Annotated in this window: 11 protein-coding genes; 10 read left to right on the top strand and 1 reads right to left on the bottom strand. The window is 49.8% G+C overall.

What is annotated here, in order from left to right:
• Nucleotides 1–4: 4 nt before the first annotated feature.
• From iolE to C9J01_RS13665, 7 genes are all read left to right on the top strand, one after another.
• A complete protein-coding gene (iolE, locus tag C9J01_RS13695; RefSeq protein ID WP_107298721.1) occupies nucleotides 5–898 on the top strand; it encodes a myo-inosose-2 dehydratase in 894 nt (297 codons plus the stop codon).
• Between the two features lie 108 nt (nucleotides 899–1,006).
• On the top strand, nucleotides 1,007–2,878 hold the full coding sequence (gene iolD / locus C9J01_RS13690; RefSeq protein ID WP_107298720.1) for a 3D-(3,5/4)-trihydroxycyclohexane-1,2-dione acylhydrolase (decyclizing): 1,872 nt from the start codon (nucleotides 1,007–1,009) through the stop codon (nucleotides 2,876–2,878).
• Nucleotides 2,879–3,002: 124 nt separating this feature from the next.
• Nucleotides 3,003–4,178, top strand: coding sequence for a Gfo/Idh/MocA family protein (locus C9J01_RS13685; protein ID WP_107298719.1), 1,176 nt, complete (start codon nucleotides 3,003–3,005; stop codon nucleotides 4,176–4,178).
• 12 nt (nucleotides 4,179–4,190) lie between these two features.
• Nucleotides 4,191–5,186 (top strand): 5-dehydro-2-deoxygluconokinase, encoded by a 996-nt coding sequence (iolC, locus tag C9J01_RS13680; protein WP_107298718.1) that lies wholly within the window; start codon nucleotides 4,191–4,193, stop codon nucleotides 5,184–5,186.
• A gap of 205 nt (nucleotides 5,187–5,391) precedes the next feature.
• Nucleotides 5,392–6,261, top strand: coding sequence for a 5-deoxy-glucuronate isomerase (locus tag C9J01_RS13675; RefSeq protein WP_107298717.1), 870 nt, complete (start codon nucleotides 5,392–5,394; stop codon nucleotides 6,259–6,261).
• A 17-nt stretch (nucleotides 6,262–6,278) separates the two neighbouring features.
• Nucleotides 6,279–7,106 (top strand): class II fructose-bisphosphate aldolase, encoded by an 828-nt coding sequence (locus C9J01_RS13670; protein ID WP_107298716.1) that lies wholly within the window; start codon nucleotides 6,279–6,281, stop codon nucleotides 7,104–7,106.
• A 61-nt stretch (nucleotides 7,107–7,167) separates the two neighbouring features.
• On the top strand, nucleotides 7,168–8,001 hold the full coding sequence (locus C9J01_RS13665) for a MurR/RpiR family transcriptional regulator (RefSeq protein WP_107298715.1): 834 nt from the start codon (nucleotides 7,168–7,170) through the stop codon (nucleotides 7,999–8,001).
• A gap of 41 nt (nucleotides 8,002–8,042) precedes the next feature.
• Here C9J01_RS13665 and C9J01_RS13660 read toward each other — a convergent pair whose 3' ends face one another.
• On the bottom strand, nucleotides 8,043–8,837 hold the full coding sequence (locus tag C9J01_RS13660) for an aminoglycoside 6-adenylyltransferase (RefSeq protein ID WP_107298714.1): 795 nt from the start codon (nucleotides 8,835–8,837) through the stop codon (nucleotides 8,043–8,045).
• A gap of 292 nt (nucleotides 8,838–9,129) precedes the next feature.
• Here C9J01_RS13660 and C9J01_RS13655 point away from each other — a divergent pair, with 292 nt between their 5' ends.
• The 3 genes from C9J01_RS13655 (at nucleotide 9,130) to C9J01_RS13645 (ending at nucleotide 12,204) form a co-directional block, all read left to right on the top strand.
• Nucleotides 9,130–9,792 (top strand): CatB-related O-acetyltransferase, encoded by a 663-nt coding sequence (locus C9J01_RS13655; RefSeq protein WP_107298713.1) that lies wholly within the window; start codon nucleotides 9,130–9,132, stop codon nucleotides 9,790–9,792.
• 351 nt (nucleotides 9,793–10,143) lie between these two features.
• Nucleotides 10,144–11,757 carry an ATP-binding cassette domain-containing protein gene (locus C9J01_RS13650; RefSeq protein WP_107298712.1) on the top strand — a complete coding sequence of 538 codons (1,614 nt, stop codon included), beginning with the start codon at nucleotides 10,144–10,146 and terminating at the stop codon, nucleotides 11,755–11,757.
• A 147-nt stretch (nucleotides 11,758–11,904) separates the two neighbouring features.
• Entirely contained in the window at nucleotides 11,905–12,204 is a 300-nt protein-coding gene (locus tag C9J01_RS13645; RefSeq protein ID WP_107298711.1) for a hypothetical protein, read from the top strand.
• Nucleotides 12,205–12,287: the final 83 nt, after the last annotated feature.

Below are 12,287 nucleotides of genomic sequence, written 5' to 3'. Positions count from 1 at the left end.
AAACATGAGCAATGTGCAATACGGAATCAGCCCACTAACTTGGACTAACGATGATATGCCTGAACTGGGCGGCGAGATCCCATTGGAAACATGTTTGAGTGAAATGGCAGAAGCGGGCTTTACCGGTACTGAGCTAGGTACTAAATACCCACGTGAGCCAGAAGTTCTTATCCCTCTTCTAGAAAAGCACGGCCTAGTTCTGGCTTCAGGTTGGTACAGCGGTAACTTGATGACGCTAACCGCTGAAGAAGAAATCGCAGCAATGCAAGACCATATCAAGCTTCTTAAAGCTGCTGGCTGTAAAGCAATGGTATTTGGTGAAGTGAGCAACACGGTTCACGGTGATATCAACACACCACTTTCTCAGCGCGTTATCCTGACTATGGATGAGTGGAAAGCGTACTGTGAAAAGCTAACAACAGTTGCTGAGTACCTACTTAACGAGCACGACATCAAGCTTTCTTTCCACCACCACGTGGGCACCATCTGTGAAACAGAAGATGACATCAACATCATGATGGAGCTGACTGGCGATGCTGTTCACCTAACACTGGATACAGGCCACATCACATACGGCGGCGGTAACCCTGTCACTATGATCAAGCGCTGGGGCCACCGCATCGGTCACATGCACTTTAAAGACCTACGTCTAGAAGTGATGAATGCCGCTCGCGATGCAGACAAATCATTCCTTAACGCAGTACTTGATGGTGTATTCACCGTTCCTGGTACTGGCGACGTTGACTACGACGACGTTTTCGCTGCACTGAAAGAGCGCGACTACAAAGGCTGGCTACTGGTTGAAGCAGAGCAAGACCCTGCTAAAGCACACCCACTGACTTTCGCTAAAACAGCCTACGAGAACATCACTGGCTACGCGAACAAGTACGGCCTGTAACAAAGAACCCCTGGGGGTGATAGCCCCCTAAAGTATCCCCGGCTGCGCCATTTGGGAGGTGGGCCGGGGTAGGGATACCCCATCGGGTACTGATTATCGAGGAAGACAATGAATACTGTACGCCTGACTGTTGCTGAAGCGCTTGCTAAGTACCTTGCAGCACAAATGATTGAAATTGATGGAAAGAAAGAACAACTTTTCGGTACGGCCTTTGCGATTTTCGGTCACGGTAACGTGACGTGTTTTGGCCAGCAGCTAAAGAATATTGAAGATAAGATCCCAACCTGGCGCGGTCAGAACGAACAGTCGATGGCAACAGCGGCCATTGCATATGCTAAGGCTAACCAGCGTCGCCGTATCGGTATTGCAACTAGCTCTATCGGCCCTGGTGCGACCAACATGGTTACCGCTGCCGGTATCGCGCACACTAACCGTCTGCCTCTTCTACTTATTGCTGGTGACGCTTATGTTAGCCGTCTACCAGATCCAGTTTTGCAACAGCCGGAGAACTTCGAAGATCCGTCTGTGACATCAAACGATGCCTTCAAGCCGCTGACTCGCTACTGGGACCGCGTACTATCGCCATCTCAGCTAATGCACACGCTGCCACAAGCGCTTGATACCATGCTAGACCCAGCCACTTGTGGCCCAGTATTCCTTGGCCTGCCACAAGATATCCAGGGCGTGGCTTATGACTTCCCTGAAGTGTTCTTTGCCGAGAAAGTACACCGTATCCGCCGTCCAGAGCCTGAAATGGTTGTTCTGGAAGAAGCGAAAGAAATCCTGATGCAAGCGAAAAAGCCTTTGATCATCTCAGGTGGCGGTGTGCACTACTCACTGGCTACTGACGAACTGGCTGATTTTGCTGGCAAGCACAATATCCCTGTGGTTGAGACCATTGCCGGTCGCGCAACGATGCTGCAGGACAACCCGCTGAACGCAGGCCCAATCGGTGTTACCGGTTCAAACTCTGCCAACCACATGGCTAACGAAGCTGACGTGGTACTGGCTATCGGTACCCGCCTGCAGGACTTCACCACGGGCTCTTGGACAGTATTCAAGAACCCAGAGATGAAACTGGTCAGCATCAACGTGGCGAAGTTCGATGCCATCAAGCACATGTCTTACCCAGTATTGGGCGATGCCAAAACATCGATGACCAAGCTGTCTGCTCTACTTGGTGACTGGCGCTCAGGTGACGAGTGGTCGGCAAAAGCCAAAGCAGAAGCTGACGAGTGGAAAGAACTGGTTCACCGCCGTACTAACCCGCAAGAGGGTGATCTGCTTCCTGGTATGTCTTCTTACGCAGAAGTTATCGGCAAGCTTAACAAGTCGATGGAAAAAGGCGACACCGTGCTGACAGCAGCAGGTGGCCTACCTGCCGAGCTATCGATGAACTGGCAGAACTACCAGATCGGTAAATTCGATATCGACTTCGGTTACTCATGCATGGGTTATGAAATTGCCGGCGGCTGGGGTGCGAAGATTGCCAACCCAGACAACGACGTTGTAGTGCTAGTTGGTGACGGTTCATACCTTATCCAGAACTCAGACATCTACTCATCAGTACTGACTGGTCACAAGATGATTGTAGTGGTGTGTGACAACGGCGGTTTCGCGGTTATCAACAAACTACAGAACAACACCGGTAACGAGTCGTTCAACAACCTGCTTGAAGACTGCCGCCGTCCAGATGGCGAATTGGCCCGCGTCGATTTTGCTAAGCACGCAGAAGCACAAGGTGCGATTTCCGAGAAGCTGACGTCTGTCGACGAGTTTGATGCAGCATTCGCCCGCGCCAAAGAAGCTGACCGCACCTACGTGATTGTGGTTGATATCGACCCAGTATCACCAGCGGCATGGTCTAAGTGTGACTGCTGGTGGGAAGTAGGGCTACCTGAAGTGACTCGCAACGAGCACACCGCGAAGAAAGTCGCGGATTGGGAAGAAGGCCGAGCAACCCAGCGACGCGGTGTATAGGGGCGCGGTGTTTAAGACCGGTTCCGAACATAAACGAATTCCGAACATTTAAATCTTAATATTTCCAATAATTTATCCGCAGGTATCACATTCTGAAGTTGTGATACCTGCCAAGGAGTGAACCATGTTTAATGAAGAACGTCATTTTGACCAACCAATCCGCTGGGCAATGGTAGGTGGCGGCCGTGGTAGCCAGATCGGTTACTCACACCGCAATGCTGCACAGCGCGATGGTTTGTTCAAGTTGGTAGCCGGTGCTTTCGACCTAGACCCTGCACGTTGCCGTGATTTCGGTGAGAACCTAGGCCTTGACGGCGACCGTTGCTACGCCAACTACAAAGAGATGTTCGAGCAAGAAGCTCAGCGCGAAGACGGCATCCAAGCCGTATCTATCGCAACGCCAAACTCTACCCACTACGAAATCTGTAAGGCAGCGCTAGAAGCCAACCTTCATGTGGTGTGTGAAAAGCCAATCACGTTCACTACGGAAGAAGCGGAAGAGCTAAAAACAATCGCTGCACAGAACAACCGTGTTATCGGCGTGATGTACGGCTACAGCGGTTTCCCAATGGTCCAGCAGGCCCGTGAAATGGTTCAGCGTGGCGACCTAGGTGAAGTTCGCGTGATCAACATGCAGTTCGCCCACGGCTTCCACAACGAAGAGTATGAGCTAAACGATCCGGGCCTGAAGTGGCGTGTAAGCCCAGAAGTTTCAGGTCCAACTTACGTGCTAGGCGATATCGGTACTCACGCCTTCTACCTATGTGAAGTGATGACAGGCCTTGAGGTTGACCGTCTATCTTGTATGCGCCAGAGCTTCATCAAGTCTCGTACGCCGCTAGAAGATAACGCCCACGTGATGATGGAATTCAAAGGCGGTGCAGTCGGTACGCTATGGGCATCAGCGGTTAACTCTGGCTCTATGCACCAACAGAAGATCCGTATCGTGGGTTCTAAAGCGTCTATCGAGTGGTGGGATGAGCAACCAAACCAACTTCGTTACGAAGTTCAGGGCGAAGCACCACGCATCCTAGAGCGTGGCATGGGCTACCTACATCAGGATGCACCGGGTGTTGCCGCTAACCGTGTTGGTGGTGGTCACGCAGAAGGTTACTTCGAGTCTTGGGCTAACCTGTACCACCGCTTTGCATTGGCATTCGACGCGGCAGACCGCGACGATCAGGCAGCGCTGGCTGATATCTGGTTCCCAGGTATCGATGCTGGTATCGAAGGTGTACGCCTATGTGAGAAGTGCGTTGAGTCAGCAGACCAAAACGCAGCTTGGGTTGATTACGAGTAATAGGAACGGACCATGACAAAGATTGCACTTCAGCAAGACCGCAAGCTGGATGCCATCGTGTTGGGACGTGCGGGCGTAGACCTTTACGCCCGTGAATCAAACACGGACATGGCTGACATTTCAGGCTTTGAAAAATTCGTCGGTGGCTCGGCTGCCAACATTGCAGTCGCAGTGAGCAAATTGGGTGGCAAGGTCGGCTTTATCGGCTGTGTTGCGGATGATGCCTTCGGCGGCTACGTGAAACAGTACATGTCAGGCCAGGGCATCAATCTGGACGGCATGATGACAGACAACTCGGGCTCTCGCACTTCTGTCGCGTTTACCGAGATGAAGCCAAGCGACTGCACAGTATTGATTTACCGTAACAAAGCATCTGACTTGACCATCAAGCCAGAGCAGGTAGACCCAGAGTACATCGCCAACTCTAAAGTATTAGTGGTAACTGGAACGGCGCTTTCTGAAAGCCCAAGCCGTGAAGCTACATTGATTGCGATGGAACATGCGCGCCGCAGCAACACACTGGTTGTGCTTGACGTTGACTACCGTCCTTACTCTTGGCGTACCGATGTCGATGCCTCTATCTACTACGGCATCGCAGCAGGCTTGTCCGACATTGTTATCGGCAACCGCGAAGAGTTCGACATGATGGAAACCGTGCTGGCACCGGGTAACAAGGATGACGATGCAACGGCAGAGCGCTTCCTGCGTGCCAATACCCAGGTTGTAGTGATTAAGGCCGGTGAGTTTGGCTCTAAAGTCTACTGCCGCGACGGTCACAAGTTCCAGCAAGGTATCTTCCGCGTTGAGGTTCAGAAGCCATTTGGCTCGGGCGACTCATTCGCTGGCGGCCTGATTTGGACACTGGTAAATGGCGGCGAATTGGAAGACGGCGTCAAGCATGGGTCAGCGGCAGCAGCGATTAACGTTAGCGGCAACAGTTGTACCGAAGCGATGCCAACCAAAGAGCAGTTATTCGACTTTATTGAGACCAGAGAGCAAAGCCTTTAACTAGCGCCAAGCGTTAAGGAAGGGTCATTTTGGTCAGCCGGGCCAGTATCGTATGGCTTATCAGTCTTCCATCGGTACAAACCATCGAGGTCCGGCTTTTTTATTCCCCCAAGCCTATAGCGATAGGCGCCGATTAACAGAATCAGATAATTAAAAGGCTGCACTGACTAATCAAAATAATAGGTCGGGCAGTGAGGAGAGAGCCATGGGTAAGCATATCCCGCCGTTTGATAACAAGAACCAACCAATCATCGATATTAACGACGAAGTGACACCGCTATGTTACTTCAACCAAGTTCGCCTAGCGCAGGGCGAGCAACACCAGCATGTTGTCGAGGGCTATGAATCTGTCATCGTCCTGGCTGGCGGTACCTGTTCAATTACAGTGACCAATGGCGAGAAGACCGAAGTATACGACAACATCGGTAAGCGTAAATCGGTGTGGGATGGTAATCCTGAAGCGGTATATGTCCCGCTTGGCTATAGCGCAACCGTTGATTGTGTCAGCGACACCGCTGATGTGATGATTGCGGGCGGTAAGTTCGAGCAGTCTCTGGAACCTTTCTGCATCCGCGAAGAGAATGTCGATATCGTTCAGTACGGTTCTGACGACACCAAAACCCACCGTAAGATCAAACACGTATTGGGTCAGTCAAACTCTGACAATCGTGGCCGCTTATTGGTAAGCGAGCTGTTTACCGTCGGTGCCGGTGGTTGGTCTGGTTTCCCTCCTCACAAGCATGATGAAGACCGCGTTAAGCCTGACGGCAGCAAAGAAACCTTGTACGAAGAAGTGTACCAGTTCCGTTTCAACCCAGATTTCGGCTTCGGTGCCCAGTTCCTTTACGAGCACGAAGATGACTTCGGCCCTGTTTACCACGTACGTACCGGCTCTGTGATTGCTATCGACAAAGGCTATCACCCAAGCGTCGCGGCACCTGGCTATGAAATGTACTACTTCACCATCATTGTGGGCAAAACAGAAAAGTCGCTGATCCAGCACTTTGACCCGCACCACGAATACCAAGTAGAGACGATCCCTGGCATCAAGGACATGATCGCCAAGTTCAAATAACACGGAGGCTTACTAATATGCTCGTTAACCTAAAAGACCTTTTGCCTGAGGCTGCAGCCTCCGATTATGCCGTACCATGCTTCAATGTGTTTGGCTACGAAGATGCCCGTGCCGTGGTAGAAGCGGCAGAAGAAGTGAACAAGGCGGTGATCCTCGCTTGCAACAAAGATGTGGCTGATTTCTACGGTGTTGAAACCGCGGCGGCGATGTTCCTGACCTTGGCGAAAAACAGCTCGGTGCCAGTGTGCTTGCACCTTGACCACACCTACGAGGAAGAGATCGTCTACCGCGCCCTGAAAGCAGGCTTCAGCTCGGTGATGTTCGATGGCTCGCAACTATCGCTGGAAGAAAACATTGCCCGTACCCGTGCGGTGGCAGATGTAGCCCACGCAATGGGCGCGTCAGTTGAAGGTGAGATTGGCTCTGTGCCTTATGATGAAGGTCGTGACCACATCAAATCAATTTATACCGAAGCTGAAGAAGCGGCCCGTTTTGCCAAAGAAAGTGGTGCTGATTGTGTAGCTGTCTCAGTAGGTAACGTACACCGTCTGACCGAGCCGACTTGTACTATCGACTTTGGCCGTCTGGACAAGATCGCCAGCATGGTAGATGTCCCATTGGTTATCCACGGTACCAGCGGGATCCGTAACGAAGACATGGAAGTGCTCAAACGTACCCGTGTATCGAAATTCAATATCGGCACTTGTCTGCGCCAAGCGCTAGGTCATGGCCTGCGTGATTTCATGAATGAAGAGCCTGAGAAATTTGACCGCATTTACTTCATGAAGAAGGCCATGCCAGCGGTGAAGGAAGAGGCGATTCGTAATTTCAAACTACTGTCGTAATAAATGTCGTGACCATTTGCCCTGTTAATACAGGGCATTTTTTTCGCAGGAGAGCATCAATATGGAAGTAGCCGAGCTTGTTCCCACTGATTTAGACACCCTCAAAGATCACATTGTTCGTCGCTATGAAGACTTGAGTCCACGCCTGCAACAGGTGGCTGACTTTGCCATGGCGCAGCCAATGTTAGTTGCGGTCGAAACCATGGTGACGATTGCCGAGCAGGCCAATGTGCCGCTGTCTACCCTTAGCCGTTTCTCAAATGCCATGGGTTTCTCTGGGTTCAGTTCGATGCAAGCGGTCTTCCGTAACCACTACTTCAACCGCCCTCGGGATTATAAAGAGCGGGTACGCAGAGCAAAAAACGAGGCTGAATTTGGTCCCGATTCTGCTGCAGCTATCTTCCATGATTTTGGCGCGGCAAATATCGAAGCCATGGAGCAGCTGCAAATTACGGTTTCACCACAAAAGTTGGATAGGGCTGTCGCTTTGCTTGAAGGGGCCGAGACGATATATATCCAGGGAATGCGCCGTGCGTACCCTGTCGCCTTTTATCTCTGGTATGCCTTGATGAAATCAAACAACGATGTGGTGCTGGTTGATGATAATGGCGGCATGCTCTCGCCAATGACCCGCATGATGAACGAGAAAGATGTCTTGGTCACTTTCACCTTCAGCCCTTATGCGGTGGAGACCACAGACGTAATCGAAATGGCTCACCAGAAGAATGTGCCGATTATTGCTATTACCGATAACCAGATGATGGAGCAGGGCAATAAGCTGGATGTCTGCTTCGAGGTACAGGAAGGGGATAATCTAGGTTTCCGCTCGTTGAGTTGTTCGGTCTATCTAGCCCAGACCCTTGCGGTTAGCCTGATGTGTAAAGATACACAATAGAGCCTCGCTTGAGGCTCTATTTCATTTCAAGGGGGTTACCCTTATTCGCCACACTCTTTGTCGAGATAGGCTACGGCAACCGCTTGGGCTTCACTGTTGGTGTTCACCGTTTCTTTCTCACGCAGTTCAAGGTAGAGTTCGACACACTTTCTCACCGCTTTGGTCAGCGCGACCGGCTCAGGTATCGCTACCGTTTCTTCGAGTTGCTTGGCAAACTCCGGTAAATACTTTTCAACTTTACGTACCCCGAATGGGGTAAAGCCGCCTTGCTTTAAAGCCAATGGCGACAACACGACCTGGCGGATAAAGGAAATAAACTCCAGAGTTTCAAAATACTCACCACGGGCAATTTTGGTTGCCGCATAGTGGGTCCAGATCCAGAAACGATCCTCGATCCATTGCGGATCCGGTTGCGGGAAATGATGCTGGGAGTTTTGGAATACATCCGAGAGGTAACTTTCTCGTTCCCACACTACTTTCGTCTCATCAACACGGGCAGCGGCATCTGGCAGGGCAACGAATTTGAAGTCGACATGCACAGTATTTGGCTCGAACAGGGCGATAACCAAGCGGGGTTCACCGACGTGTTCACCCGTAAAGGCGGCAAGTTTGCCACCAATGCGGTCAATGATCTCGAAGCGCTCTTTCATGATGGCGTCGAATTCAGAGGGCTCAACCGCAATAACCAGGTCAAGATCGCTGTACTTGTCCATGGAATCAGAAGTAAACGAGCCGCTGGCCCCAATGCCGAGAATGCGAAGATCCTGCGAGAACGTCGCAATGATTTTTTCTAGAAGCTGCTGATGAGTGCTTGGAAGTGTTTGTGGAAACTTCATATTTTACCTATTTAATTTATTGAAACTGCTGGCGCAGCCACTGCGGTAAAATGAGCGCAGCATTATAGAATGCCAAATAAGAATAGAATTTACCAGTAGCCAAATTGAATGATTTATCGGCAATAAAAAAAAGCTCGCAACACCATAATGTTACGAGCTAAAAAAACGGACTATTAGTGGTTATGATTTTCCGAATGCGCGAATAATCATGCCCGTTTTATATGACAAATCCACTAAGGCATGATGACGTTTTGGGTTATGATCGAGTGACTTAATTTGATTGCGAGCAAATATGAATCCAGAAAAGCTGTATCCCATTGAAGGTTTTACCAACACACTACTCCTCAAACCGCTATTGGCCCAGAGTGATATCGACAACATAACGGTTGGTGATTACACCTATTACAGTGACTTTGAGGACCCGAGCAAGTTCTTTGCTGAAAATGTGCTGTATAACTTTGGTTTTTCTGGCACTTCCCTACATATCGGCAAGTTTTGTGCGATTGCCCACGGCACCAAGTTCATCATGGCCGATGCTAATCATACTACCTCTGGGGTGACTACTTTTCCCTTTGCGGTATTCGGCGGAAAGTGGGCCGAATCATTGCCACTTGGGGAGTACCCGTTCAAGCAGTACAAGGATATTCAGGTTGGCAACGATGTCTGGTTTGGCAACGAAACCACTGTGATGCCCGGTGTGACCATTGGCAATGGCGCTATTATTGGCTCGAAAGCGGTCGTGACTAAAGACGTACCTGCCTATGCCATTGTGGGGGGTAACCCAGCCAAAGTGATCCGCCAGCGTTACTCCGCTGACGAAGTTGCCAAACTAGAGCAACTTGCCTGGTGGGACTGGCCTGTCGAACACATCGTGCAGGCTATCCCTCTGTTGGTCAAAGGCGGTGTTGCAGACCTGTCAGACTATGCCAAGCAACATAATTTGGTCTCTTTATAGTCATTGCCAATAGTTGAAGTGACCCGACACTTTTGGCGCTAGGCATGTGATTCGCTTGCTAAGCGCCAAATACTATGTGTAGAATTTACCCAACATTTCTTTAGGAACTAACGCCGACATGAACAACTAACTTCCTGACAGCCAGTTTTTATTATCTTGGACTCTCGGGGTTAGTGGGCGTTACTTCGTCGTACCTTCTCTATCAACATATCTATTTGCGCTTGTTCATCTGGCTTTTTTGCCGGCACTTGAGTATTCAACCGAGCGTACAGTGGGATCAAAGTAACTGCCTGGTCATTCTATTGGTGTAGAAAGACATAGCCCCTTTATTCGTTTTAAAGGGAGGTATTTATGCCTGCATTAATCGCCCATCAATTAGCTTTTCAGTTAGATACTGGAGAGTGGCTATTTCAACACATAAACATTAGCTTGAATGACGACCTGACCGGCTTGATAGGCCGCAACGGTGTAGGTAAGTCGGTCTTGTTATCGCTTCTGCTTGGTAAATTAACGCCGACAAAAGGCAGTGTGTCCTGCCAGGGGCAGGTCGGTCATTATTCTCAGCAACCTTCCGAACTGCTGGGAGGCACTCAGACTGTTGCTGATTTTCTGGGTGTCAGCGACAAACTGGCCGCAATTAATGCCGTTGAGCAAGGCCGGTGTGATGCCCAGTATTTTGACATCATCGCTGATGATTGGGAGGTCGCTACGCGGACCCAGCAGGTGCTGGTCGATCTCGGACTGCCAGATTCACCAGATGTTTTGTGCCGTGACCTGAGTGGTGGGCAATTGGCACTGTTGCAGTTACATAAACTGTTTCAATCGCAGGCTGATACCTTACTGCTAGATGAGCCTTCCAATCACCTTGATGCAAGAGGTCGCCAGTGGCTTTTCAGTCAATTACGGCAATTCGCCGGGAAGGTGTTAATAGTAAGCCATGACCGGGCATTGCTCCGTCATGTAGCGGGAATTTACCACCTGACCAGTTTGGGAATGCAGTATTACCAAGGGAACTACGATGACTTTTTTAGTCAGCATACCCTGAAGGAAAACGCTCTCGATAGACAGATCACCCAGCTCAAATCAGAGCAGAAGAAAATCGAGCGCCAACAGCAAGCGAGCAAGGAAAAGGCCCAGCAGCGTAAGGCGCAAGGTGTTCGGCTTAGAAAGTCAGGTAGTCAGCCCAAAATCTTGCTTGATGCGATGAAAAACAAAGCGGAGCAAAGCCAATCTGCGGCTGCAATCAACCAACAAAACCAACTTAGGCGCAACCAACAAAAGTTATCCAACTTGCAACAGCAGCAGGAAGCGATAAAGCCACGGCATTTGCATTTGGCGGAGTTCGGAGAGGCGAAAAAGAGCACTGTATTGAGGCTTGAAGGTTATAAGTTGCCATATGGTAGCAAGGAACCCATTGACCTACTGCTGATGCAATCTGAACGTTGCTATCTAACGGGTGGCAATGGCTGCGGGAAATCAACCCTGCTAAAGGGCATTCACCAACAAGCGACAAAGCCAGCGACTTTAAATGCTTCAAGCCCATTATCGTCAACCAGGATGTCTACTCATGTAATGACAGAATATCTCGATCAGCACTTCAGCCTACTCAACTCTGACAGCACCATGCTGGACTGCTTGATGGAATACTGTAAAAGGCTAAGTGAGAGTGATGCCAGAACCTTGCTCGCGGGGATTGGTTTTCGCCGTGGCAGTGTCTACCGCCAAGTCACACATCTTAGTGGCGGGGAAAAGATGAAGCTGGCGATATTGATGGTGAGCCACCTTCCCGATCAGCCTTTGCTGCTGCTCGACGAGCCTGACAACCATTTGGACATCGATGCCAAGCTGCAACTTGCTAGGGCGCTGAACCAATATAGAGGGGCTTTTATTTTGGTGAGCCATGACGAGGATTTTGCTGGAGCCATTCAATTTGATCGCCAGCTTAGTATATATGTAAGTCAATAAATCGGAATTTTTAAAAAAGTGCGTTGACTCTAGCATTGTTCCAGAGTCTATATTGCATCTGTCAAAGGACATAGTGGGATAGAGGGTAATTTAACTCTCACACCATAATCATTTGGGGGGATGTGAGAGTCAAATTGAAGGGTATATATGGATTTTGATTTTGCAGTTGAACAAATTAAGTTAGTCGGCCTCGAGCAAGGCTATGAGGTCGGCGAAGGTGAACGGACTTTCGAGTTGTTCATCGATAACCACCATGCTGTGGCATATAAAATTGTTGCCAATAACTCATCGGGATATATCCAGGTCCACCAGTGGGAATGTGGTGAGGACGGCAGTGGTGGTAAATATGGACGTGGTGTCTATTCATTGCGTAGCTACAGCGATGTTGCCCATTTTTGCCAAATTTTAGTTGCCAGTGCATTTATTCGTGCACGGCGCAGAGACTAGTGTTTTTAACCTTGTAAACCTTGAACTTTTACTCCTTGTAAGTTCATCCAGTAAACATTCACTTTTTCAGCTTTTGTCATTAG

It is taken from the genome of Photobacterium rosenbergii (assembly GCF_003026455.1).
GTDB lineage: Bacteria > Pseudomonadota > Gammaproteobacteria > Enterobacterales > Vibrionaceae > Photobacterium > Photobacterium rosenbergii.
The sequence above is the reverse complement of the archived record's forward strand: the minus strand, read 5'-3'. Positions and strand labels throughout refer to the sequence as shown.